Source organism: Parasutterella muris (genome assembly GCF_009767915.1).
GTDB lineage: Bacteria > Pseudomonadota > Gammaproteobacteria > Burkholderiales > Burkholderiaceae_F > Parasutterella > Parasutterella muris.
This window is the reverse complement of record NZ_WSRP01000015.1, coordinates 32,570-55,979: the sequence shown is the minus strand read 5'-3', so window position 1 is coordinate 55,979 and position 23,410 is coordinate 32,570. Positions and strand designations below refer to the sequence as shown.

Genomic DNA, 23,410 nt, shown 5'->3' with positions numbered 1-23,410 from the left:
GTCCATTGGACTGAATTGTCGGAGCTATTTTAGCTTATATCTACTATCATTTGCAACAATTTAGTCATAGACCTCTCGGAAACTCCTGTTTATTAAACTCCTTGCTCTTTTCTATACAAAGCTTTAAGAGAGTTTTGAAGTACATCTGAGAAGTTGATATGTCTGGATTCGGCAAACGTATTGAGCCATGCAGGAATAGTGAGATTTTTGCGTACAGCCTTATCCCCATATTTCTCAGCATAAGAATCTATATCTAATGTCAGAAGGCTGACGAACCCTCCTTCTTCAGGTTTTAGTTCGAGCGGAGAAGAAGCTGGAGGAGCTACTCTTCCCTCCTCAAGTTCGTCCAGGATCCAACCGCTGGCGGCATCAACTCCCATTTCTAAAGCCTCTTCAAGGGAATCTCCTTCCGTAACACAACCAGGCAAATCCGGCACCTCGACGGTATAGCCATTCGAGTTTTCGTCTGCGTAAAAAATCGCAGGATAAATTAGTTTCATTGCATTAACCCCGCTTGTTTCAGTATTGACTTAACTGTTTTAGGTTTCAAATCCCCGGCATGAAAAGGAACCGTTACTTTTCCAGGCTTAGACGGATGAACGTAATGATGATGAGATCCGCGAACACTCTTTAAAGCCCATCCATCATTTTTTAATATCTTTTCAAGCTCGCTGAATTTCATAAAACCTCTCTTTAATGCGCATTATACACACGCTAATTCATAATGCCAAGAGTTTTCCTCGAAAATAGTCAAGGAAGCTCCGCAGAACGCTTGATTCTTTCTAATGACCTTTTAGAGAGTAAATGGCAGACTTAGGTCTCTAGCGACTATTCCACTTTAAAACTATCATCGTTAGCCACTGGAGAATTGATCTTTTGTTCATAGCGGCAAATCCTTTCAAAAAACACTCTCAAAGAAAAATCAATAAATCGATCCATTCTCTTGGCCCCTAAACTTCTGAGGTGATTTCTGTACTCTTTCCATGTTCCGAATGCCAGCAGCTTAACAATCGACTTAACCGGAACCTCATTTATTTTCTCCGGCAGCCACATCCAAACAGACTGCAGAACGTTCGCATCTCGGAAATCCGGCGGCGGTAAAACCGGATCTCTGTATTGCAGTTCTTCGCGCTCCCTTGCCTCTCTCTCCTCTGGCGTCTCTCTTCTGCGTTTAATATTTGCTCTGGCATATCTGCAGCAGATTTCTGTAATAGACACTCCCTGCCGGCGCCGATCTCCATAAACGCGCCTCCAGTTACTCAGCCTGTACAGCATATCCTCTCGGTTGTATTTCTTTTCTTCCATTAAGCCGCCTGGATTGGTTCAATTGAGATTGTTATCGAATCGTTTGCTGAGAATTCTTTCCTACAGATAAAATCTGCCACCTGACCATCGTCCTTAAATGCCACTCCGTTTAGTGCATCCAGTACGGTCTTACCTAAATTGTCAATATCTGGCCGTGTCTTCTTCGGCGTGTTAATTCTTTTCTTATCCGCTGTAGAAAATGAGAATAGAACCGTCACTCTGAGAGCCTCGTTTCTAAATGGCGGGATTCTCCTCTTCTTCATTTCAGCATTCACTGCGTAGCTAATTGCCGTCTCTGCGATTTTTGTCTTCCTCGGCGTATAGACATGACCGATTCCTGTCCTCGGGCGCTCCTTAGGAACCGGTTTCATGGGTATTGTTACGTCAATGACTGTCATACGGGCATCCTTATTCTTATGCGAATTTATCTGTAAAGGCAGACTTCGGCGTTTTGAGTGAATAAATTAAACGAGAAAACGGGTCTAGCTCCGGATCGTCTCCATCGGCTCCGCTTTGACTACCGGCTAATGCGGCACCTTTGCGAACTTCATCCGTGATCCACCGATTCAGACGATAGGCAAATTCGTAAGCAGACTCAGATCGATAAACCCGCTGCCCCTGCTTGTTGCATCCGATCAGATCATCCCGAATGTGGAGAAAGTCCAATCCAAACCGATCAAGAAACCGATTAACCTTTTCGATCCGAGCGTTTCCATCATGAGCCAAAAAATTGTATTTCTGCGGCTCGTACAGCATCGCATTAGCCAGCCGAATCAGCGGCTCATAGCGTCGCACCTTGAAGGTCACGTTGCCCCAATCTCGCGGGTCTATCCCATCATGAAACCAGCATACATTTTTCCGCTGAGCAATACCGGCGCCATCGATGAAACACGGACATCCATGAGCTGCGCAGCCAATCGGAGAATATTTTGGACTCTTTTGCGGACTCTCTACCGAGAAATCAAATGAACTTTTTTTAGTCACGGTGATACTTCCTCTCACAAACCTTCGTAAAGTTCTCAGCCTTCAGCAGCCATTCAAGATCAGCGCACCAAGATCGGCCGTCGGCGTTTTTTGACTGTCCCATGAGAAACGGGGAATGACTGACAAACTCGAAAAAACGTCTGAAAAAATCCAGCCCTTCAGCTTCGCTTTGAAACTCCTGATCACTTGCCATCTCACGCCATCGAGCAGCCATCATTTGCTTGCGTTTAGCCGTATTCCAAATTCGCACCCGAGGCAGAGCTGGCAGAACCTCGTGATAAAGATCGATGATCTTTTGCTGAGGGCAATGCTTTCCTACCCTGACCGCTCGCTGAACAGGCGTCAACTCTGCGGAGGCGTCCGAGTTGAGTGTCAGAGTTTCTTCCTGCGGCGGCTCCGGCGGAAGGTCAGCAGAGGGCGTTTTTTCCTCTGCGGACATATGTTGCGTAGCAACATTAATTAATTCCTGTTCTCTGTTCTCTGTTCTCTGGAATGCCATACCGTTACCGATACCGTATCCAGCGAGTTCCTTATACTCTTTACCGAGCGCATCAATATATTTATCACCCCTGGCGAGACATGCCGTAATTACGGACTTTGCGATAGTTTCCAGTAATTCGCATTCCGGAAAGACATCAAGGAACGAAGACCACCCGGAGACCACTTTAGGATTGTCAGGCGGATTGTATTTAAGGAAGTTGCGAATGAAGAAAAGCCCTCTCTCGTCATACTCAACCATACCCATATTTTTTAGTTGCTGATACCCTATGTCATACCGTTTAGCATCCATATTTAAATATCTGCATACGGTATATTTATCAATCGGGACAGCTCCGATCATAGTTGTCTGTGGAGCTGTAAGCAAAAAGAAGAATATCAGTTTGCCTTCATCGCTCAACTTGGCGACTTTGGCATCATTCCACATGCGCACGTCAATCTTTCTGTATCTAGCCATAATGACCTCTGCGCCGTTATCAGGATATAACAGGACTGTATTTCGTCCCCAATAAATACGGAATTCCCGCTTGCTTGAATTCATACTCTGATCTCATGATGGTTCCTTGATGGGTTGTTTGATAGGGATGTCCTTATTTGGCTCGACGGTATTTCTGCCGCACGTTTATTTCACATATTCGGCCTTCAATCCAGCCGCGCAGATACGCCATATTCATATGGAGCGCGAATGTCGTACCGACGCCTGAGAACGGCATAGTGCAGCGCACCTGTAATGCGATGTCCGTCACTGCGCTGCGCGCTCTCAGAAAATTCTTCGGCGTGATGTTTTCTCGGCCAATTTCTTTAAGCTCCTCTAGCGAGAATTCCAATATTTCCAGTCTGTTCACTGCAACACTCCATACAGCGCCATCAGTAGAAAAGAGATGAGCACCATCGTGATAACCGGAAGCAGTGCTGAGCTGCGGCGATTAAAACGGAGTTCATCCCACTCTCTCATACGGCGCTCCATATTCAGCTGCCGCCTGGTTTCTGCATCGTTCATTTGTTTCCCTCCGGCATTTGGGCTGGCAATTCACGGAATGCAGCCACATGCGAATCAAGCGCCTCTCTAGATGAGTTCGGATCAATCCAGCGCCCTGATCCACTTGCTGCATCCTTACGCCAGTAGAGAATTCGATAATCGTTGTCCGTTGTCTGAGTAAGCCAGAGATCTTCAGTGGGCGGGACAATTTGCGGATAACAATTCCACACATTGCGGACATAGACGGGATTGCCAATAACAGCATTGCGATCAACAGAGATCATCAAACCGCCAGGCCCCCAAAAGAAAAAACTGGAAGCGCCGTCTTGATTCCACCGTTCATCGAGAACCCGATCGATTTCCTCATCGCTGAATATCAGCCTCATTGCCGCATCGAGCGCTTCTGATTTAAATCGGTATTTAGTCATCGTTCACTCCTATTGCCTAACCAGGCATAAAAACGTCTATCAATCCCCACACAATCCCTACAGCTATAAATAGCAGCAGTAGGATTTCCCACGGCTCAATAGACCCGTTCACGGGTTTACTGAGTTCCACGGTTTCATACTCATCCGGCGCCTCCTGCGTCGCCTGGCGACGATACCGAGGCAGCTTTATTTGAGACCGGCGCCGTTTTGGTCGCCCGTAGGCATCTGATTTTCTGGCCATGCTGATTCTCCTTGTTGTGTTATCTTTTCCCGGCGCTTGCGCGCTTTGTATTGGCGAGACCACTCGGCGAATTTTTCTTTATTCGCTCGGTAGTATTCGCGCCTGGATTCGGCGATTTTTCTCTTGTTCGCCTGCTGATACTGGCGCTGATATTGAGCAACCTTCTCCTTATTTGCCTGGTAATACCGACGCTGCTTCTCCCTGATCTCTGATCTGTGGCTCTGGTAGTAAAGCCGCCGAGTTTCCGCGAGTTTCTCCCGCTGGCTCATCTCTTCCGTTGTTTTTTCTTGGCGTTCAATCGGTTCAGCCGGCGCCGTCATTGATTCATTAGATTTGGAATCCTCAAGGCGCGCCATTCTTGCATACCCTTCTTGCAATGCGGCGTGGTATTTCTGATGAATCGTGTAGGGAGGAAACCCCAGCTCCACCTCAATTTGATACGGGGATCGCCCTAAGGCGGCTAGCCGAGTGATTGAGAGTTCGATTTCTGTCATAGTTCACCATTTAAAACACGCCTAACCATCCGAGGGATCGAATAGGAGCCTTCTCCAGGAGGAGAAGGCCTTGGAAATCGGTCTGATCATTTCCGACCTCTTCCTTCAGCGGTCTATTTCGACTGCATAAAAATTGACGGCAAAGAGTCGCCTCCCAGATAAACCGGCAGCTTCCCGTCCCATCTGGAAATGGCTTCAAGTGTTAAAACTTGCGGGTTGTCACGAAGCGCTTTAGCCCGAATCGCAATTGATTCAGCTTCTGCTTTGGCTTTCGTGAGCTGGGCGTCAGCTTCACCTTGAGCCGCAACACGAGCTTTTTCTGCCTCTGCTTTTGACTGAGCGACTTCATTCTCACGAAGCATTGCCCTCTGAGTGGCTTCAATCTTGGCGTTAATGGATTCCCTTACCTGCGGCGGATACTCAATATCAGAGGCCCACGAGACGCGGATAATGTGAATACCCACGTCTTCCAACTGATGCCGCAATTCTTCAGTAACGTTATCCAGTAGCTTGGATTTCCCGCTTGCCGTGAGCTCATTTACGTCCATAAGAGAGGCGTATTTGATCAGGGCATCAGAAACGTTCTGGCGCAGGTTAACATCGGTGATCTCGTCAACGCCCTTACGGTACGTTTGGAATACTTTCGTAGCCATAGACGGCTTAACCTGATACTCAACTCCGATGCGAGCGTTGACCGCCATAGCATCCGAGGTTTGAAACGTGAAAGGCTGCGCATATGTGTGCAGTTGGTTGAAGGTTGGGAAAAGATAGGCCTGTTCATTCCATGTGAGCAGGTAACGCCCAACCCCGAGCTCCTCCTGCTGCACGCCTTTGTCCGATCCGTAAAGATTAACCTTAACACCGACATAACCGGCAGGGACTGTTTGCAGGTTGCATGCGGTATAGATGCCGCCAGCGACTATTGCTGTGAGGATTCCTGAAGACATGAGAAAGGTAGAAGGTTTCATTATTTACGCTCCTTGTAATTGAAGTAAGTGACGATAAGCGCCGCAACAACAGCTCCCAAAAGGATGAGTATCAAGATCAGCCAATGCGGCAGAGAACTGGAAACCAGCAGAGGAACGTAGACAAAAAAGAAAAACAAAACAGAACCGATCGCACACGCTAGATCTTTTAAAAAATGGTCGAAGCGTCTCATTTAGCCTCCTCTGGGTTTTGTTTTTTGTCATCCTCATGTTTGAAAAACACGAGCCAATAGCGATTAGTGCCTGATTTGTTATTGGCCTGTTTTTTATCTCCAAATACCGGCGCCTGCGGCAGCACATAAAGGAGCTCTGCCAAGGAAACGTCTTTGTCCGCCCATTTAAAAATCAACGTCCCGTTGGGCTTTAAAACGCGCCATGCTTCATTGAAAATACGGCGCATGTCCTCGTGCCACTTCTTGTCCAATACGCCATAGGCCTTAGCCATATCAGACGTTTTCCCGCAGTAAATCAGATGCGGTGGATCGAGAACGACCAAATAAAATGAGTTGTCCGGATACGGGATCGACCTCGCATCCATCACCTCGTCCGGATGAATCTCCAGTTTTTTGTAGTTCGTCATCCAGTGATCTTCATCTCGAATGTCACCAAACAGGACACTTTGATGATCTTTGTCGAAATAGAACATTCTGGCGCCGCTCATCGGGTCCAAGATCGGAGGTGTTTTTGCGGATTTCATTTCTTATCCTTTGCATGATCGGGTTATTGAGTTGTTTTTCTTATCACTGACGATGTGCCGTATTCAACGGCACTGTTGCGGCACTCTCCGGCAAACTCCGGCAACTCTCCCGACCTCTGCCGGAATCGTCCAGCGAATGCCGTAACGTTGCCGTATCGACGCCGTGGAGTTCGTAGTCCTGAATCCGTAAATTAAGCGCATCTCGTTTACGGAGGTCTCTCATGACTCGCTTTTTTGCCCACGCATCCATTACGTCCCGAATGATCGAGTTCTGCGATCTGTCCGGATCGTCTGAAACGATCTGGCGGATGACCGACATCGTCACGTCAGTGAGCATCGCCCGCACTTCGTTCGTTCCTTTGTCTCTCATCGTTTACCAACTCCTTGGCCTGCTCAGGCGTGATTTTTCCGAGGCGAATAGCTGCACCGATGACCTCGTCCTGCTGGCGGATTGTCAGCACATCAGGCCATAGCCAAACCGCTCCTCGCGTTACACCGACAGCTCGCGCCAAAGCCGCCCCTGAACCAAATATCTCAATAGCTGTTTTCTTTTGCATATCGACATTGTCGAGCAAGCTATACATAAATGTCAAGTTATACGTCAAGCAGTCTCTACGAATGCATCTCTACACTTTCTCTTATGAATACCTTTACCGAAAGACTAAAGACGGCAATGGCAGCCAGAAAAATCAGCCAATCGGAACTGGCACGTCGTTTAGGCGTCACCAGGGGAGCTGTTCATTTATGGTGCAACTCAACAACGAAAGAGCTATCCGCGCCTAACGCTTTGAAAATCGCGAAGGTTTTGCAAATCAATCCCTACTGGCTCGTGTTTGGAGAGGGATCGATGGAACCATTACTTGAGGCGAAACTAGAGCCCAAAGCGCTGGAGCTAGTTGAAGCTGTTAACAGACTTAACGATTCTGATCAGGATCTTGCAATTCGACTTCTAAATCAAATCAAACCTGCTAGCTAATGTCGAGTGCGCTTGACATTAAATATTTTGTATAGGATACTAGACGCATCTCCAAACGAGGTGCGTTATGCAAACTTCACAATTCACAACATTCATCTTCTTCTCAGAAGCGCAGGCCATTGCGTTTTCTGAAGCCGCCCGCACTCTTCTGACATGGGCCGGCGCCAACTACCCCGAAACATTTTTCAGACTCGCCCGCGAGTACATCGCCAGAATCGAATCTGCGGATCACAAAATCCCGCTGGAAGATGCTCAGGATTTACTGGCTCTGCTCGGTACCTGCTGCATGACTACTCAGCACGATCAGCCAACCAGAACGCTCTGGCACGACTGCGTGCGGATCCTGTCCAAGAAGATCAACGACATTCCGGAGTAGCAAATGTATCTCAATGAAAGATCACGAATGTTAGAAGCCGCGCTGATCGCTATCAACATTTTAAAAACAAACTTCGGCGCTTCCGCTTTCAATACTATTCTTGAAGGTGTCAAGAACGGGGCCATTAAAGACCCCGTGAAAACTGCAGAAGACCTCAAAAATGCGGCCGAGGTCTTAGGGGTAGAACTGAAACCTGCGAATCAAGAGGCTATTCGCCAAATTTCCGAGGCAATGGATAATTTTTATCAACATCGTACTCAATACTCTCGAGTCTCTCCTCAATCATCCGCCGAAGATATAGCAAACGAGTCAGCATCTCATCCCCGTAAGTCTCAGCCCACTGACGATAAGGATTCTGATTTGAACTCTCCGGAAATTCAAAATCCATAGGTTTAACAAGCCCTGTTTTAACTAAGAGTTCCAAATAAAAATCAACTCGTTTTTGAAAATTTTCGTCCATCTTTTCCTCCATAGGTTAATTACAGATTGAACAACCTAATTATCCGACGGAGGATGACAGCCGGGAAAGACCGGCATCTCCAAAAAGGAAAACCAGCATGAACAACGAAACACTCACAGCTGATCAGGTCAAAGAACAGCTTGATAAAGCAACCATCAAAGCAGGATTGAGACTGATTGACATCACGGACGCCGGAGTAATAAATGCTCAAGCGGCTTTAACCAATGACGGAATCGTCGAAATTCCTCTAATCAGAATCAATGCTGAATTAGCGGACACCCCCGAAACAAAACTCATTGCGCTTCTATCGCCGGAAGGCGCAGAAGATCTTGCCGCTGATCTATTGGACGCGGCCGCTAAGGTTCGAGAGAGAAACCGCGAAATCGACCGTCAAAGCGGCATCCAAGAAAAAACGGCGCTCAACTGAAGGAACAGCAGCATGAAAATCAAACTCACACACACCGGCGCCATACCGATCAATGAATACCCGGACGATCAAGAATTCATCGTCATTCGAAACAACGAGCTCGCTCCGATGTTTATCTGCAAAAAAAGTTCCTATTTCCGAATCGTCGGCGACAGCAATTTACACATTCTACACATTCACGGACGCGAGGAATTTCTAGCGTGGGAGCCCGTTTCTCTTAATCTGCCCTCGCCCACGCTGATCACCAGAAGACTATGGCTGGAAACACCCTGTCTATCCGGCTCTAAAAACTGGGTTTTTAGATTGTATGAAGACCCACGGGAACGTATAAGCACATGGATCAGAGATCCTCAGTTCAACCAAGATTTTTTTACTGACCCGAAGCTATTAGTTGGGTTCGGGGATGTTTTCGAGGCGACTATGTCCAAAATCTCCAATTCGGACGGCTTAGTTGAGATTTACAAAATCCGCCAAATCGGCAATGAAAGCGAAAAACTTAGGAAGCTGCTCGATGAACTATAAACAATTTCTCAAGACAAAAATCTTCTCAATTCCTCCGGTAGGGAAGCGAGTCGATCCGTCTCTCGTGAATCCTCAGCTCTTCCAATTTCAGCGGGATATCGTCCTGTGGGCGCTGCAGAAGGGACGTGCTGCCATATTTGCCGGCACCGGACTCGGTAAAACGCTCATGCAGTGCGAATGGGCGCGGCTTGTCGGCGGTCGAGTCATCATTTTTGCTCCACTGGCGGTCTCTAGACAGACAGTGACCGAGGCCGCTAAATTCGGCATCACTGTTCATTACTGCGCGGAAGCCGCAGACGCTTGCGACGGTATCAACATCACCAATTACGAGCGACTGGAAAAATTCGATATTCGAGACTTCAACGCCGTTGTACTCGATGAATCGTCCATCCTCAAAAACATGAGCGGCAAACTGAGAACCAAACTGATCGATAGCTGCGCTCGTGTTCCGTATCGTTTGGCGTGCACCGCTACACCGGCGCCGAACGATCTCATGGAACTCTGTAATCACTCTGAGTTTCTCGGCATCATGACCGCAACCGAGATGCTCGCAACGTTTTTCACACATGACGGCGGCGATACCAGTAAATGGCGTCTTAAAAAACATGCCGTTATGAAATTTTGGGATTGGGTCGCGTCTTGGGCTGTCATGCTCACGAATCCTGCCGACATTGGATATGTCGAGGACGGCAAACGCTACATTCTGCCGCCGCTGCGGATGCATGAGCATGTAGTCCACTCGGATGATTGTTCCGGTTTCCTGTTTCCGATGGCGGCTGAAACACTCCAGGAGCGTCAGCAGGCCCGCCGTGACTCCATCAAAGAACGCTCGGAGAAATGCGCTGAAGTTGTCATGAACGATAAGGAAAATTCTCAATGGCTTATCTGGTGCAATCTCAACGACGAGGCCGAGGCGATCAGAAAACTCATCCCCGGCGCCGTCGAGATCAGAGGAAGCGATTCTTCAGAGCGAAAAGAATCTGCGGCGCTTGGTTTTGCCTCCGGTGAGATCAAGGTGCTCATCAGTAAACCACTAATTTTTGGCATGGGCCTCAATTTCCAACGATGCCACAACATGGCCTTTTTAGGGCTGTCCGATTCGTTTGAGCAGTACTACCAAGCTGTACGCCGCTGCTGGAGATTCGGACAGACTCAATCCGTCAATGTCCACATCATCACCGATGAACGCGAGGGCGCCGTCGTAGAGAACATCCGCCGCAAAGAGGCTCAATTTCAGGAAATGCTCGCGGGCATGATCGCCTCATGCCAAGAAACCAATAAAGCAAACATCAAATCCGCTAAGCGGGATTTAGACGACTACAAACCGAAAACAACTATGACCACACCGAGCTGGTTAACACCGGCAGCGTAGGAGATGAACATGACAAATAAGATCAACGTGATCGAACAGGCATCCGGAAACGGATGGGAAGTCTACAACGGAGACAGCTGCGAGATCGTCAAGGGCATCCCTGACAACTCCATCCATCACATTGTCTACAGTCCTCCTTTTGAGAGCCTCTACACGTATTCCAACAGCGAGCGTGATCTTGGCAACTCTAAAAACTCCGAGGAATTCTTCAAACATTTCTCGTTTCTGGCGGCTGATCTCTACCGCATTCTTATGCCGGGCCGCATCATGGCATTTCATTGCATGGACCTGCCAATGAGCAAACAGCGAGACGGCATCATCGGACTGAGAGATTTCTCCGGCCAACTGATCCGCATGTTTGAGGAAGTCGGCTTTGTGCTGCACTGCCCCAGAATCACAATCAGAAAGGATCCGGTTACTGCTATGCAGCGCACGAAAGCGATCGGCCTACTCTATAAGCAGCTTAAAAAGGATTCTTGCCTCTCCCGCATGGGAGTACCTGATTATCTAATCGTCATGAGAAAACCCGGAGACAACCCCGAGGCGGTTTCTCACCTGCCGGAGGACTTCCCTGTTTCTCAATGGCAGCGATGGGCAGAATGCGTGTGGCATGACATAAACCCCTCAAACACTCTGCAGCGACTTTCTGCACGAGACAGCGACGACGAACGACACATCTGTCCTCTCCAGTTGGACGTAATCGAACGCTCCATCACCATGTGGAGCAACCCCGGCGATGTGGTCTTTACGCCATTTTTAGGCATCGGCTCCGAGGCATATCAGGCGGTGAAGATGGGCCGCAAGGCGATCGGCATTGAATTGAAGAAGTCGTATTTCGCTCAGGCCGTAAAGAACATGCGTATGGCGGAAATGGAATACGCTGCGCAGCAGAACGATCTCGGTATCTGACAGAGGAGACAATCATGCCAAAAAACAAAGAAAAATCCCGCATTGATCTGTGCTTAATTGAAGAAACCGTTAGATCGTTAAGCATTGGAGGCTACCCGGGGATATCCGCTGCTGGTGGAGAATCTCACCCGATCCTGATCAGCAAGGAAGCGGCCCGGATGATTTGGCAGGCCGCACTCGAGAAAAGCATTGACTCAAAACTAGAATATCAAGATCAGATTAGATTTCTCATTCGCATACTGATTAATCTTAGGTCATTTTTGGGCGGCCGAGATGAAAAACTCGGACAATTCCTTATCCGTAAGCCCTCGCTGAAGTCCGATAAAAAGCATCGTCAAGTAGACGACATCGGCCTGAGAATAAATAGAAAGATGGCGAGAAACAAAACAGGAAGCGATGTGTTGCCCATCCTTGCCATGATGGACAACGGCACTTCGGTAATCTCCGCTGTCCAAATACTTATTCAGTGTCTCTTGGTCAATCACGCCGCCAAAGGGGAGTTTAATCGCTCCGCCCTGAAGCGCTGCGCAAAGGACTTGAACCGCTTGCTCAGAAGACATCGAAAACGCTGCCGACTTTGAATTTTCACTCATATTTCCTCCGTAGGGATAGTTACAAAAAAAAGTTCGCAACTTAATTATCTCGCGGAGGTGGCAGCCGGGAAAGACCGGCACTCCTTAGGAATATCTACCATGCCAAAGAGCAAGAAAAAACGTGACAAGAAATACAAACCGATAACCGTCCGCGTCGGTCCTTACTACTCGGAAGAGCAACGGCGCCAGTGCGAAGCTCAGCTGAACGACGTTGCGCTCTATGTTGAGTGCACGCTTCCCACGGGTAACGCCACAAATCATGAAATCGACTGGATCGAGGATGTTCTGATTTGGGCGATCGGCCTCGTCCATCAGAGATTTGAGACGCTGGATCAGCTGGAGCTCTCAGAGGTTCTCCCGATACTCACCAATGGGAAGCACGCACTCGACGCACTGATTGATCGAAAGTATGAGAAAAAGACCACAAGATTCATCGCCACGGGTGACGAATTGAAGGCAATCAGCGCTGCATTCGCAATTATCATCCCGATGCTCAAAGAGGCTATGACGTTATCGCCGAGACGGACGATGAATGAATTCGATTGGGCGCATAGAAAAGCGCTCGAAAATCTAAAGAAAACGGAGAGAGAAAAATGCAAAAAGTTGAGTTAACCAAACAGGAGGCGCTTCTGGTTATGCGCATGCTCAATTACTTTCTGATTGCGCAGTCAAACAACGCGACTCATAAGAGCGACGTAGCCGGCGCCAAGGATCTAAAAAATACTCTCTTCCGGCAGATCATGGCTATCGATGAGTCTAAGGAACAAGTCAGTAAATCAACTAAACAGGACTAATCATGACACCGGCACAAGTTGAAAGAAACAAAAACCGATACAACAACGAGATTCTGAAAAATCACCTGTTATTAGATAAGCATCAGCTCGCAGAGTTCTTTGGTGTTTCGTTGAAAACAATTTCACGATGGACAAAGGACGGCATCCTACCCGCTCCAGGCCGCGGATTCCGTCAAGAAAAACTTTGGAGATCTCGTGACATCAAGGCAATTATCGACAGGATGGGAGCGCCTGTTTAGTGGCAGATAACGCAGCGAGCAATATAACTAGTGAGAGCGATGCTCTCATTAGTTTTTTAGGAGCAGGAAACGGCTGCAGAAGAAACCGGGTTACAATCATCGAACCACAAAGAATAAATGCAAAGGCGTTGAAATCTCAGCCCTGAAACCTGCGCCAATCCCTTAATTTCAGGAATTAGCAAAGGATTGCGGCGCAAGCCGTAAGGGTCCCGAAAGGGTGTAGAAACGACAAAGCCCGTGTTACCAGCACGGGCAGAGTCAATTTTTCATGAGGTTCGTAAATGCTAACACCATTTAATTCCTCGTGGGAGATTATCGCACATAACACGATAATATGGACAGGTGATTTGTATATTGATTACAAAATCATCCTCGTTCTGGTGTTATGGGAGTTAATCCGCACGAAGCTGTAAGCTGAAAATTGGCCGGTATCCGCAAGGAGCCGGCCTTGTGCGTTTGTTGAGATCTATTCTGAGCTGGAAAATAGATATGAATCCCACTGCTCCATCATAGGACGCCGTTTCTCTAATAGATCAGATCGTTGATATGCTTGGACGACCTCGCTCCCTGTTGCGTGCATCAATTGTTTTTCCGCTAGCACGTCATGAATTAAATTCTCTGCCGCCCAATCCCTGAATGTTGACCTCATGCCGTGCATGGTAGCATTGGTTTTCAACAATCTTTGAATCAGTACGCGAGGGCTTTCTCTGCTCACATGGCCCTCATGAGAGGCAAATATATATTCGCTTTTTCTGGGCAATCTATTCAGCAGATCAATCATATGCGCCGTCAACGGCACCCGGTGCCCCTCGCTCTTCCCGTCTTTTCTTCTTTCGGGCGGCACTGTCCAAATCTTCTTTTCAAAGTCAATTTCGTCCCATTTAGCCGGCGCCGATTCTCCAATACGGCAAGCCGCTAAAATTGTAAATACAATCAACGCTCTTGCCGGCCCTGTTGGTGGATACAACAGCCCTATTTTTCCCCTTAATTCTGCGTGGGACATCGATTCATGATGAACAACGCGCTTCACCTTAGAAACAGGCGGCAACAGCATTTCTAACGCCCCCTTCCATACAGCAGGATTAGCCTGCGTATAAACGCCAGTCAGGATGGCATAAGAAAAAATACTTTCAAGACGGCCTCGCACTCTGCTTGCGGTTTCGGTTTTAGTTGTCCAAATGGGCTTTAATACACGAGCGATATCATTCACTGTAATGTTGCGAACTTCGATCCCTGATAATCCAGGAACCGCATAATCTCGAACGGTATTGAGCCACTGCTGCGCGTGTTTTTTATTCCTCCACAATTTCACCGAGGCAATTTCATTGATCGCCGATTCGTAAAAATCCTCAAATTTAATTGCGCTGCCTGCCTGGAATGACTCGCACTTTGCTTTCGGGTCTTTACCGTCAATTAAATCTAATTTTATTTTCGTTACCCGCTCAATCGCTTTTTGGTGAGAAACATCCCTAGCGTTTCCGATATTAACCTCCTGACGTTTTCCGGCAAACGTGTAGCGGTATATCCAAGATCGCCGAACACCATGCACTTTCAGCGATAGCCCCTTCTCGTCCGTAGAATAACGACCATCAGCCAACGATAAAATTTTCTTCAGAGTAAATTTCGGTGCCATTATCAAAGTCCTTCACTTCGTACCCCAACGGGACCCCCACAATTTTAATAAAATTGTCCTATGAATGACCTACTTTGTCCACACTATGAGCCAAATAAAAAAATAGAGCAACCGCCAAACCTCTTTATTTACGGGATATTGTCATAGATTTGACATACAAATGTCATAGGTTTGGGAGAACATATGAGAACAGATAACGGCAGACACCTCTTCCGCCAATACCTCAATATCCATGTGGGTTTCCAAAGATCAAAACAAAATGGCCCACAGATTGGCCTACATCCGAAATTCAAGATTGCTGTTCATTTGTGGTTCTGCTCGCAGAATTTAATTGCTTGTTCAGCTCGGCCTAGTAACTCTCGACCCTCGACAGCCAATCGGAGACATCGATTACGCTCCCGATCGGCGTAAAACTATACAGGGCTGAGCAGACACAGGAGACTTGTATATTGATTACAAGATCATCCTCGTACCAACGTTGCGGAGAGAGGGATAATCCACGCGCGACGTTAAGATACGAGTTTTAATAGAAAAATAAGTATGATTTTCAGTATCCCCTCTCAGAGGGAACTTTTTCTCAAACAAATTAGCTCGCGAATAAGCGGATGCATCAACTGTTTTCCGCCGGCACATCGTGAATAAAACCCTCTTCCGCCAAATCTTCCTCTTCCGCTAAAACCTATATATATCCGCCTGTTCCAGAGGGCGAAGAAAACGTTCATCAAAAATCCCCGGCTAAACTTTTTACCGCACGACAGGCTCGTTTATTCTTTGGAACTTTTGTTTGCTGAATTTAATGGGGCTATGTGCTTGTTTAATTATCTTCAGTGCGCAGTATTTTCAACATTTAAGCCGTAAGTTCGGAAATTATCCGCTTGCTGACGCCTAAATTAAAAAAATATGATGCGCCTCACCCTCTCTTCTCAAATCAATCCCCCTCTTCCGGCACAAATTCTTCATCTTTTCCGTAATCAAACTTTCCTACCGTTTGCTAACTCACAATTGACAGTCCGTCAGGAAAACCAAAATCTGAACCCCAAATCTTTGACGACGGTTTATTTTTTGATATATCATTCCCACTTCCGTGAGGGAGTAGTATGCGCACTGCGCAGCAAGTCAACATCCTGGTCTTAGACCTGGCTTGCTTTAATTTACGAGACTCATGATGGCCGGAGGCTGTTCATGGGTCGTGTCTATTTCATCCATGTTCAGCACCCCGACGGTTAATAGATAAACATAAAAGCTGAAATAACATGGAATTAGCTATAACAATCGCCCTATTCGTTCTCGGCCTGATCTTTGTGATCAAGGGCGGAGACTATTTTGTGGATGCCGCATCTTGGATCGCGGAAAAAACCGGTGTTCCTAAACTTATTGTGGGTGCGACTATCGTCAGTGTCGCCACCACCCTCCCGGAAATGCTCGTATCCTGCATGGCCGCAGCTCAGGGGAAAGTAGATCTTTCTATCGGAAATGCTGTCGGCAGTGTAACTGCGAACATCGGACTCATCATGGCTCTCGCTATTATCTTTATGCCGGGCGCCATTAATCGTAAAACTTACCTTTTGAAGTCGATCCTGATGCTCACTGCCGCAGCTCTGATCGCGCTCTGCGGTTTCTTCGGTCAGGTTTCTATCCCGATATCCTGCGCCTTAATCGCAATATTCGCTCTCTTTATCTGGGAAAATATCCGAGACGCCCTTCATCATATGCGGCAGAAAAAAGACCGCAGCGAAGATGAAATAGAAAATGTCCGTAAAGGAGTCATCGCTGCAAAATTCATCTTCGGAGCTGCCGGCATAATCGTCGGCGCTCAGCTCCTTGTCGATAACGGAAGCCTGATCGCTCAGCATATCGGGATCCCCGAACGTGTCATCGGCGTGACTCTGGTCGCGGTAGGCACATCGCTACCCGAACTGATCACGACAATTACAGCAATTATCAAGCGTCAGTCAGCGCTTTCTATCGGCAATATCTTAGGCGCCAACATTATTGATCTGACACTCATCATGCCGCTCTCCTCCCTTATCGCAGGAAAACCGCTGCCGATTTCGCCTTCCATGGCCATGATCGACCTTCCCGCCTGCCTCTTTGTCGGATTAATCGCTATTGTGCCGGCAATGATCCTTTCCAAATTCTCACGCTGGCAAGGAATTCTTCTACTGCTCGTATACGCCGGCTACATCACGCTTACCTGTTCACGTATTTAAAACTCGGGACTAAAGAGGAGCGCAAACCGCTCCTCTTCGTTTTAGAAAAAAAGACAATTAAGAATGCGAATGGCCCTCGCCTTCGTGATGATGCCCGTGAACATGGCCTGAGTTGTCCGCGACTAAATAGTTGACCGCGCCGTGCGCAACGTGTGTTTCAGACAGCATTTTCTTTGCGAGCTCCTTAACATCGGCCGTTGCTCCGCGCAGCACGACCGTTTCGACGCAATTGTGCTCGTCTAAGTGAACGTGCATAGAAGAAACCACAAGTTCGGTATGCAGGTGCTGATGCTTAACCATTCTCTGAGCCAGATTGCGCTCTTCGTGGTTGTAACCGTAGGAGACAACCGCAGCGCACCGTCCCTTGTCCGCATCCAGCTGAACTTCAAGAAGCTTTTCCTGAATCAAATCCCGAATGGCTTCCGAACGGTTTTTATATTCCTCTGAAGTGACATATTTATCAAAGGCCTGAGAAAGTTCTTCATCCAGAGAGATGGTAATTCTATCCATAGCGCACCCTACGAAAAATTTTTGACAGTTTAACAAAGCAAGTCCGTTTCAGGGATTGCGCCTCCAAACTCCGCTAATCAAATCCAAAACTGCCCCGACTGTCCGGGACCGACTTATCCCAACCACTCCGAGAGAAAGTCTTCGGTCTAACTGTGACCTCTCACAAGCAAATTAACTGTCGCTCAGTGTGAAACGAATCGGAACGGTAAGCTTTAGGCCTGGATTAAGTACGCCAAGCTCAGTGCCGACGAGACGGGCGGCCAAACTCTCGCATTCGCGGTCCAGAGGGCCTTTTCCACTCGCCTTGCTCACTGAAGCGGCCGTTATCTTCCCGGTTTTATCGACGATAAAAAGAACCTCCGTCACGCCTTCCATCGCGGCCCTTCTCGCCGCTTTCGGGTAACGTTTGCGCTTTTCCACGAGCGCTACCAGCATAGAAGCAATGGTGTTGCGGGTTTTAAACTCATTGACACTCTCATTGCCTTCGGTTTTAGCTGCGGACGTCGACTGAGTAGGAGGAGCCTGAGTCACAGTCTTCTTAACTGTCTTTTGAATTTCTTTTTTCACTGCCTTTTTAGGCTTCACGGGCTCCGGCTTCACCGGTTCCGGCGGTTTTACCGGTTCGCGTATCGGCTCAGGTTCCTTGACGGGTTCCGGTTCAGGTTCGGGTTTAGGCTCCGGTTCCGGAGCGGTTTTTATATCTGAGTCCTCCGCTAGCAGCCGGTTTTCTTCCGGCTGAGGCGCGGCCGTCGGCTGCGGAGGCACAAACTGCTCAAAGGAAAGCTCAATCAGCTGCATCGGCTGAACCGGAACAACTGTATCCTCCTTATGCCCTCTGATCAGCCATAAAAAAAGAAGCACCAGCGCGCAAAGAACTAAGACCTTTGCAATTCGTTTGGCTTTGCGGACATTTTTATCCTCCCGCGGCACTGATCTCATTTAACCGACTCCGCGGCTCTGGTGCTGATGACAAAGCGGCCCCCTCGCTTGTGCTTTGCCACATCAACAATAGAAACGAATGACTCGAAGGGCGCCTTCTCGTCAATCATAAGGTTCAGCATCCCGTCCGGGTGTTCGTCGAGGAACTGCGGCAGATCCTCTTTCGTGACAAGAACGCCTTCGTGATAAATCGACCCGTCGGATTTAACATTTAATACCAGCTCGGCCTCTTTCTTGCGCACAACCGAATTGTCCGCGGACGGAAGCACAAGGTCGAGCACCGGTTTGCTGAACGTCATCGTCATGACAAAGAAAATCACCAGCATGAAAATCACGTCAATCAGAGGCGTCAGGTCGATTCTGGGTTCTTCATCGAATTCATCAAACATCCGGTGCTCCTAGGCTGCAGCCTGCTCCGCCTCATACTTAGCCGCGACCCTTGCGGATTCGAGAGAACGGTAGCTGTATTCGACCGCTTCGATTCTGAGCTCCTTAATGCGCAGCGTCAGATAGTAATAGGCCATCAGAGCAGGAATCGCAACCACAAGACCCATGACTGTTGTCACAAGCGCCGTCCAAATGCCGGCCGCGAGCATGGTCGGATCAGGAGAAACGTTCTCCGCAATCGCTCTGAATACACGAACCATACCAAGAACGGTGCCAAGCAGTCCGAGCAGCGGGGAAACCGCGGCAATCAGTTTCAGCCAAGTCAGCGCGTTGTTGACCGGCTTGAAGTTCTTATGAAACAGATATGCGACCTCCGCTCGAATATCTTCAGAGTGAGCCGCGTGCGTCGTCACCACATCGCGAACAATACAGATAAGCGGATTGGTGCTCTTGCCGTACGCGCGGCGAATCCGTTCCGCGGTTGTGTTTTCCATTCCGCGGAAACTCTGTTTGAAGCTCCTCAGTACACCTCTTAAATAAATAATATTCCAGACGGTGATGTACACCGCCGCGATACCGACGATAAAGAGGACAACGCCGGCACATCCGATAAGATCGTATATCTGTGTAAAGTTCATGACGCTTGATTTTTATTATTTTTCAACAGCTTTCCGCATGCAAAGCGCCCATTCGGCAGCTTCGCCGAGATCCTGCGGCGTGGGATGCTTTGCGGCTTCAGCAAGTTTTGCCTTACGCTCCGGCGTCATCGGTTTTGCGCCCGGCATCTTGGCCATCATTTCCAAAATCTTGGGATCAACCTTGCCCTGCCATAAGCTGAGACCGAGAATGTTGGGCGCAGAAATACGCTCTAAAACTTTAGAGGCGAACGCGCGGCCGCGCTCGCTATTAGGATCTCCGCCAAGCGTTCCGAAGACCGCTGTAGGCACCGAGCCGATGTTTTTAAAAAACTCTTCCCACAGTTCATCCGGATGACCTTTGTCACACCAAAATCCGCAGAAGATCAGGTCATATTCCTGAGGATTAACATCCGTCGGAAGTTTCTTCAGCTGCGAACCCGGCAGCGCTTCGGAAATCGCTTTGGCAATCTTCTCAGTGTTGCCTGTCAGGGACGAGTAGACAGTCAAGATTTTCATTTTTGCTCCTAATCCGTTATTTGTATTCAGCCTGGAGCGCGAGGAACTGCTCCTTGGCCGACTCGATCAGCTGATGTTTTTCACGGCCGACATAGAAACTGTAGGCGCAGCGGCCTTCTTTATCAAAGAAGGCGGCAAAATGGCTTTCCCGACCCATGAACGGCATGGTCACAAAACCGATCTCCGCAATATTCTCATACTTAAAGTGTCCTTGAAGCGGCGCCTTTCCGCCCATCAGGTTGTAGTAGCCCTTGGCACATTTGCCGACCGCGACCTTGGATTCCACTTCAATGACGTTCCCGCCTGCGATCACGATAAAGGTCGCCTTTTCCCACTGACTGATGCGCTGCCAGACTTTTTCGAAATCGCTGCCCGGCGCGAAAGTGCACATACCTTCCGGCAGAGCGTGCGCGGCCTCAAGCGCAGTGGCCCCGATGGCGGCCGCAAGCGTGTCAAGCGTGACGGGACGGCCCGAATGGATCACTTCCTGAATCTTTGCCTGTTTTTCTGTTTCTGTCATTTTTCTTTCCAATTTAAAAAGTTAATTAATCGTGTTTTGGGTTGTCGGGAGTTTTTTCAAGGTCACCGCGCTTTGGCAGACCATCTGAATCAGTTCAAGGTCATGCGTAATCACAAGTACCGCCTTGCCTTCGTCGGAGAGTCTCTTCAGAGCTGAAGCAATGCGTTTCAGATTTGCACCGTCCAGCCCGCTTGTCGGTTCATCCAGAATAATCACATCCGGATTTTTGGCAAAAGCACAGGCGATCACAAGTCGCTGCTTTTGTCCGCCCGAGAGCGAATGCGGGTGTCTGTCCTTCAGATCCTGCAGATCAAATAAGCCGAGCAACTCTTCGGCGGCACGAGAACCTCCTTTGCAGCCCGCAGCCTCCAGACTCGTCTGAAGTTCTTCAAAAACCGTACGCATGTATAGCTGATGATCGGCATTCTGCAGCACTACGGCGACATGCCTGAGGCATTCTTTTTGATTAAGTTTTTGTCCTCGGATCGCGAACGATCCTTCCTTGGCTTTATTAAGACCGGTGAGCAGGCGGGCCAAGGTGGTTTTACCCGCGCCGTTTTCTCCGAAAACGCCGCAGATCCCTTTGGGCAGCTCCATATTAAAGTGCCGCATGACAGCCCTTCCGGGATACTCAAAAGTCAGATCCCGCACACTGAGGATCGGGTGGCTTGCGCTCATGGGCACGGGAAGCGTATCTCTGCAGTCCGTGACGGAGATTTCTCGAAGACCGACTTTCGATCGGAATTCCGTATCAAGATCATTAAACGTTCCCGCCCGGATGATTCTTCCCTTTTCAAGAACAATCACTCGGTCTGCGACATCCTTGAGCCAATACAGGCGATGGTCGACAACGAGAATCGCGGTACCCTGCTCTTTCAGCTTTTGAACTTCTCGGGCTAAATCTTCCGTCGATTCCGGATCCAGATTTCCGGTCGGTTCATCCAGAATCAGCACTTTTAAAGGTTCCATCATCAGAGAAGCCAAACCAACTTTCTGCTTCTGGCCCTGAGAAAGCTCGTGAATCGTGTTCTTCAGTACTGAGTTCAGTCCGAAGCGGTTTGCGGCGTCAGCGATCTTTCGGTCAATTTCGTTGGGATCAGTGCCCCGGCACTCAGACATAAAAGCCATTTCCTCCTCCACGCCAAGCGCGAAGAACTGACTTTCCGGATTTTGAAAAAGCGTTCCGACCCGATGTGAGATGTCGCTGAGTTTCTCCGTTTTATTGTCTCTCCCGCACACTCTGACGCTGCCCTTGAGCGAGCCTCCGTAATAATGCGGACAAAGACCGTTAATAAGCCGAATCAGGGTGGATTTGCCGCAGCCAGAAACACCGGTCACGAGCACCACTTCTCCCGCAGAGACATTAAGAGAAATATCCTCAAGCGCGCAGCGCGAGCTGAAAGGATACTGATAGGTAACATGGTCTAAATTAATCATTACTTCATTGCCGCCGGCGCGGAGTTAGGGAAATAGAACTGAAGAACCGCGGCAGCCGCGCAGATCAGGACGATTAAAAGAATAATCAGGTAATCATTCCGCGAGAACGAAGCCGCGTTCGCCCTTCCCGCGGAAGAGCCGGAATTTAAACCTTTAAGCTCGGCGGCGATGCCGAGCTCATCGCTGGTTTTAAGCGCGCGGAAAAGAAGCGGCGTAAATAAGAGACGCGTGGTTTGAAGCGGATGAATGGTGCACGTCCACGGATTGATCTTATAGCCGCGAATTTTAAGCGACTCCCAAATCTGACGGATGTCATTCATAAACGTCGGAATAAACCGGATGATGACTGCCGAGGGAAGATAAATCACAAACGGCAGTCTCAGTTTCTGCAGTCCGCTGAGAATGGTCTGGAGTCTTCCGGTAAAAGCAAGCGGAAGCACCACGTTAAGCATGGTAAAACCGCGAAGAAACGGAACCAGCATGGAGGCAAGCGACATGCTTTTGCCCATTGCCGGAAACCAAATGGAAATCAGATACCCGAAACCCACGGACAGCGCTATCATCAGAATACAGACGCAATAGCTCACCGCGATAATCTTCGGGCGTTTCAATAACAGCAGATATACAAAAGAACTTGCAAAAAGCAGGTACTGAGCGACTTCAGAAGAAATCGCCACCGTCATAATCGAGGCAGCGGCCGCGATCAGCATTTTGACGCGCACGTCTATCCGATTGAGCGGAGATGTCGGGTTAGAAGCGAATGATGCCCGCATGTCTTAATTCCTTAGTTGAACGATAGCCGGTCCAAAGACCGATCAGTGAGCCGACATAGCCGATGATCACAATCGGGATCACCACAGCCATCAGCGAGGGCGACTCGCGCATCATCAGGTATGAAATGCCGAGAGAGCCGAATTTGCAGATCAGATCAAAGCAGCCGACGCCCCAGTAAACACTGCCCGGCAGTCCTGCTTTACGTACCGAGGCCATAAGGAGTTCGCTGAGAAGCGCCGCAAAAAGCATCGGGACGATAAGCGTAATGTTTCCTCCGAGAAGAAGGAAATTCACGAGAGTGCTCACGATCACAAAGAGCGTCAACGTTCCGCTCTGTTTCACTTTGAAGAGCATCACGACCAAGAGTGTCGTGAACACCATGTTTTTAAGCAGAAGCGAAACAGGATTCATCCCTCCTCCCACCATGGCGATTAAAACAGTAGAAATTTTGGCGGCAGCCGCAAAGATTCCGATAACGACCAGATCTTTAGCGGACCAGCGGTCGGAAAATCTTGTTTTACGGCCGACTGCCGCGGCGTTTAACGTCATTTCATCAGTCATGTCAG

At 48.6% G+C, this 23,410-nt stretch carries 36 protein-coding genes; 11 read left to right on the top strand and 25 right to left on the bottom strand.

Translation table 11 applies throughout. The annotated features are described in order from the left end of the window. Window positions 1-92: 92 nt before the first annotated feature. From E5987_RS06110 to E5987_RS06045, 14 genes are all read right to left on the bottom strand, one after another. Complete coding sequence (locus E5987_RS06110; RefSeq protein ID WP_160335211.1) at window positions 93-500, bottom strand: type II toxin-antitoxin system HicB family antitoxin; 408 nt, start codon at window positions 498-500, stop codon at window positions 93-95. Beyond that, window positions 497-682, bottom strand: coding sequence for a type II toxin-antitoxin system HicA family toxin (locus E5987_RS06105; protein WP_160335210.1), 186 nt, complete (start codon window positions 680-682; stop codon window positions 497-499). The genes E5987_RS06110 and E5987_RS06105 overlap by 4 nt, the downstream gene beginning before the upstream one ends. 146 nt (window positions 683-828) lie before the next feature. After that, a complete protein-coding gene (locus E5987_RS06100; protein WP_160335209.1) occupies window positions 829-1,305 on the bottom strand; it encodes a hypothetical protein in 477 nt (158 codons plus the stop codon). Beyond that, complete coding sequence (locus E5987_RS06095) at window positions 1,305-1,703, bottom strand: RusA family crossover junction endodeoxyribonuclease (RefSeq protein WP_160335208.1); 399 nt, start codon at window positions 1,701-1,703, stop codon at window positions 1,305-1,307. The genes E5987_RS06100 and E5987_RS06095 overlap by 1 nt, the downstream gene beginning before the upstream one ends. A 16-nt stretch (window positions 1,704-1,719) precedes the next feature. Continuing rightward, window positions 1,720-2,289: a hypothetical protein gene (locus E5987_RS06090; protein ID WP_160335207.1), complete on the bottom strand. Its 570-nt coding sequence runs from the start codon at window positions 2,287-2,289 to the stop codon at window positions 1,720-1,722. Then, window positions 2,282-3,244, bottom strand: coding sequence for a hypothetical protein (locus E5987_RS06085; protein ID WP_160335206.1), 963 nt, complete (start codon window positions 3,242-3,244; stop codon window positions 2,282-2,284). Before E5987_RS06085 ends, E5987_RS06090 begins: the two co-directional genes overlap by 8 nt. A gap of 133 nt (window positions 3,245-3,377) precedes the next feature. Then, window positions 3,378-3,632, bottom strand: coding sequence for a hypothetical protein (locus tag E5987_RS06080; protein WP_160335205.1), 255 nt, complete (start codon window positions 3,630-3,632; stop codon window positions 3,378-3,380). Next, window positions 3,629-3,787: a hypothetical protein gene (locus E5987_RS06075; protein WP_160335204.1), complete on the bottom strand. Its 159-nt coding sequence runs from the start codon at window positions 3,785-3,787 to the stop codon at window positions 3,629-3,631. Before E5987_RS06075 ends, E5987_RS06080 begins: the two co-directional genes overlap by 4 nt. After that, window positions 3,784-4,194, bottom strand: a complete 411-nt coding sequence (locus E5987_RS06070) for a hypothetical protein (RefSeq protein WP_160335203.1) — start codon at window positions 4,192-4,194, stop codon at window positions 3,784-3,786. The genes E5987_RS06075 and E5987_RS06070 overlap by 4 nt, the downstream gene beginning before the upstream one ends. Window positions 4,195-4,380: 186 nt before the next feature. Next, complete coding sequence (locus E5987_RS06065; protein ID WP_160335202.1) at window positions 4,381-4,929, bottom strand: hypothetical protein; 549 nt, start codon at window positions 4,927-4,929, stop codon at window positions 4,381-4,383. Window positions 4,930-5,042: 113 nt separating this feature from the next. After that, window positions 5,043-5,897 carry an SPFH domain-containing protein gene (locus E5987_RS06060; RefSeq protein ID WP_160335201.1) on the bottom strand — a complete coding sequence of 285 codons (855 nt, stop codon included), beginning with the start codon at window positions 5,895-5,897 and terminating at the stop codon, window positions 5,043-5,045. Next, the gene (locus E5987_RS06055) at window positions 5,897-6,088 is read right to left on the bottom strand and encodes a hypothetical protein (RefSeq protein WP_160335200.1); all 192 of its coding nucleotides are present in this window, start codon (window positions 6,086-6,088) and stop codon (window positions 5,897-5,899) included. The genes E5987_RS06060 and E5987_RS06055 overlap by 1 nt, the downstream gene beginning before the upstream one ends. After that, a complete protein-coding gene (locus tag E5987_RS06050; protein ID WP_160335199.1) occupies window positions 6,085-6,612 on the bottom strand; it encodes a class I SAM-dependent methyltransferase in 528 nt (175 codons plus the stop codon). The genes E5987_RS06055 and E5987_RS06050 overlap by 4 nt, the downstream gene beginning before the upstream one ends. Window positions 6,613-6,938: 326 nt before the next feature. After that, on the bottom strand, window positions 6,939-7,217 hold the full coding sequence (locus E5987_RS06045) for a helix-turn-helix domain-containing protein (RefSeq protein WP_202074562.1): 279 nt from the start codon (window positions 7,215-7,217) through the stop codon (window positions 6,939-6,941). Between E5987_RS06045 and E5987_RS06040 the strand changes: the two genes are divergently transcribed. The 7 genes from E5987_RS06040 to E5987_RS06010 all read left to right on the top strand — a co-directional run bounded on the left by E5987_RS06040 (window position 7,199) and on the right by E5987_RS06010 (window position 11,654). Further along, a complete protein-coding gene (locus tag E5987_RS06040) occupies window positions 7,199-7,588 on the top strand; it encodes a helix-turn-helix transcriptional regulator (RefSeq protein ID WP_338143620.1) in 390 nt (129 codons plus the stop codon). The two genes, E5987_RS06045 and E5987_RS06040, sit on opposite strands and share 19 nt — an antisense overlap. Before the next feature lie 67 nt (window positions 7,589-7,655). Continuing rightward, the gene (locus E5987_RS06035; RefSeq protein ID WP_160335197.1) at window positions 7,656-7,964 is read left to right on the top strand and encodes a hypothetical protein; all 309 of its coding nucleotides are present in this window, start codon (window positions 7,656-7,658) and stop codon (window positions 7,962-7,964) included. 3 nt (window positions 7,965-7,967) lie between these two features. Beyond that, the gene (locus E5987_RS06030) at window positions 7,968-8,354 is read left to right on the top strand and encodes a hypothetical protein (RefSeq protein ID WP_160335196.1); all 387 of its coding nucleotides are present in this window, start codon (window positions 7,968-7,970) and stop codon (window positions 8,352-8,354) included. 167 nt (window positions 8,355-8,521) lie between these two features. Next, window positions 8,522-8,851 (top strand): hypothetical protein, encoded by a 330-nt coding sequence (locus E5987_RS06025; protein ID WP_160335195.1) that lies wholly within the window; start codon window positions 8,522-8,524, stop codon window positions 8,849-8,851. A 12-nt stretch (window positions 8,852-8,863) separates the two neighbouring features. Continuing rightward, window positions 8,864-9,373 carry a hypothetical protein gene (locus E5987_RS06020; protein WP_160335194.1) on the top strand — a complete coding sequence of 170 codons (510 nt, stop codon included), beginning with the start codon at window positions 8,864-8,866 and terminating at the stop codon, window positions 9,371-9,373. Beyond that, a complete protein-coding gene (locus E5987_RS06015; protein ID WP_160335193.1) occupies window positions 9,363-10,745 on the top strand; it encodes a helicase-related protein in 1,383 nt (460 codons plus the stop codon). Before E5987_RS06020 ends, E5987_RS06015 begins: the two co-directional genes overlap by 11 nt. Window positions 10,746-10,754: 9 nt before the next feature. Beyond that, the gene (locus E5987_RS06010) at window positions 10,755-11,654 is read left to right on the top strand and encodes a DNA-methyltransferase (protein ID WP_160335192.1); all 900 of its coding nucleotides are present in this window, start codon (window positions 10,755-10,757) and stop codon (window positions 11,652-11,654) included. Window positions 11,655-11,908: 254 nt separating this feature from the next. Here E5987_RS06010 and E5987_RS06005 read toward each other — a convergent pair whose 3' ends face one another. Then, a complete protein-coding gene (locus E5987_RS06005) occupies window positions 11,909-12,247 on the bottom strand; it encodes a hypothetical protein (protein WP_160335191.1) in 339 nt (112 codons plus the stop codon). 99 nt (window positions 12,248-12,346) lie between these two features. On the opposite strand from E5987_RS06005, the gene E5987_RS06000 reads away from it, so the two are divergent. The 3 genes from E5987_RS06000 to E5987_RS05990 are packed head-to-tail and all read left to right on the top strand — an operon-like array spanning window position 12,347 to window position 13,280. Further along, window positions 12,347-12,859, top strand: coding sequence for a hypothetical protein (locus E5987_RS06000; RefSeq protein WP_160335190.1), 513 nt, complete (start codon window positions 12,347-12,349; stop codon window positions 12,857-12,859). Then, window positions 12,841-13,041 (top strand): hypothetical protein, encoded by a 201-nt coding sequence (locus tag E5987_RS05995; protein WP_160335189.1) that lies wholly within the window; start codon window positions 12,841-12,843, stop codon window positions 13,039-13,041. The genes E5987_RS06000 and E5987_RS05995 overlap by 19 nt, the downstream gene beginning before the upstream one ends. Before the next feature lie 2 nt (window positions 13,042-13,043). Next, complete coding sequence (locus tag E5987_RS05990) at window positions 13,044-13,280, top strand: helix-turn-helix domain-containing protein (RefSeq protein WP_160335188.1); 237 nt, start codon at window positions 13,044-13,046, stop codon at window positions 13,278-13,280. A 466-nt stretch (window positions 13,281-13,746) separates the two neighbouring features. Here E5987_RS05990 and E5987_RS05985 read toward each other — a convergent pair whose 3' ends face one another. After that, window positions 13,747-14,913 (bottom strand): tyrosine-type recombinase/integrase, encoded by a 1,167-nt coding sequence (locus tag E5987_RS05985; RefSeq protein WP_160335187.1) that lies wholly within the window; start codon window positions 14,911-14,913, stop codon window positions 13,747-13,749. A gap of 1,253 nt (window positions 14,914-16,166) precedes the next feature. Here E5987_RS05985 and E5987_RS05980 point away from each other — a divergent pair. Then, entirely contained in the window at window positions 16,167-17,123 is a 957-nt protein-coding gene (locus E5987_RS05980; protein ID WP_160335186.1) for a calcium/sodium antiporter, read from the top strand. Window positions 17,124-17,180: 57 nt separating this feature from the next. On the opposite strand, the gene nikR is transcribed toward E5987_RS05980, so the two are convergent. The 9 genes from nikR to E5987_RS05935 all read right to left on the bottom strand — a co-directional run bounded on the left by nikR (window position 17,181) and on the right by E5987_RS05935 (window position 23,405). Then, window positions 17,181-17,633: a nickel-responsive transcriptional regulator NikR gene (nikR, locus tag E5987_RS05975; RefSeq protein WP_160335185.1), complete on the bottom strand. Its 453-nt coding sequence runs from the start codon at window positions 17,631-17,633 to the stop codon at window positions 17,181-17,183. Between the two features lie 171 nt (window positions 17,634-17,804). After that, on the bottom strand, window positions 17,805-18,572 hold the full coding sequence (locus tag E5987_RS05970; protein ID WP_160335184.1) for an energy transducer TonB: 768 nt from the start codon (window positions 18,570-18,572) through the stop codon (window positions 17,805-17,807). Then, window positions 18,569-18,961 carry an ExbD/TolR family protein gene (locus E5987_RS05965; RefSeq protein ID WP_160335183.1) on the bottom strand — a complete coding sequence of 131 codons (393 nt, stop codon included), beginning with the start codon at window positions 18,959-18,961 and terminating at the stop codon, window positions 18,569-18,571. The genes E5987_RS05970 and E5987_RS05965 overlap by 4 nt, the downstream gene beginning before the upstream one ends. A gap of 9 nt (window positions 18,962-18,970) precedes the next feature. Then, on the bottom strand, window positions 18,971-19,597 hold the full coding sequence (locus tag E5987_RS05960; protein ID WP_160335182.1) for a MotA/TolQ/ExbB proton channel family protein: 627 nt from the start codon (window positions 19,595-19,597) through the stop codon (window positions 18,971-18,973). Window positions 19,598-19,612: 15 nt separating this feature from the next. Continuing rightward, window positions 19,613-20,113, bottom strand: a complete 501-nt coding sequence (locus E5987_RS05955) for a flavodoxin family protein (RefSeq protein WP_160335181.1) — start codon at window positions 20,111-20,113, stop codon at window positions 19,613-19,615. A 16-nt stretch (window positions 20,114-20,129) separates the two neighbouring features. Further along, window positions 20,130-20,633, bottom strand: a complete 504-nt coding sequence (hutX, locus tag E5987_RS05950; RefSeq protein ID WP_160335180.1) for a heme utilization cystosolic carrier protein HutX — start codon at window positions 20,631-20,633, stop codon at window positions 20,130-20,132. 21 nt (window positions 20,634-20,654) lie between these two features. After that, window positions 20,655-22,070 carry an ABC transporter ATP-binding protein gene (locus tag E5987_RS05945; protein WP_160335179.1) on the bottom strand — a complete coding sequence of 472 codons (1,416 nt, stop codon included), beginning with the start codon at window positions 22,068-22,070 and terminating at the stop codon, window positions 20,655-20,657. Further along, on the bottom strand, window positions 22,070-22,843 hold the full coding sequence (locus tag E5987_RS05940; protein WP_160335178.1) for an energy-coupling factor transporter transmembrane component T family protein: 774 nt from the start codon (window positions 22,841-22,843) through the stop codon (window positions 22,070-22,072). The genes E5987_RS05945 and E5987_RS05940 overlap by 1 nt, the downstream gene beginning before the upstream one ends. After that, window positions 22,821-23,405 (bottom strand): MptD family putative ECF transporter S component, encoded by a 585-nt coding sequence (locus E5987_RS05935; RefSeq protein ID WP_160335177.1) that lies wholly within the window; start codon window positions 23,403-23,405, stop codon window positions 22,821-22,823. Before E5987_RS05935 ends, E5987_RS05940 begins: the two co-directional genes overlap by 23 nt. Window positions 23,406-23,410 lie beyond the last annotated feature (5 nt).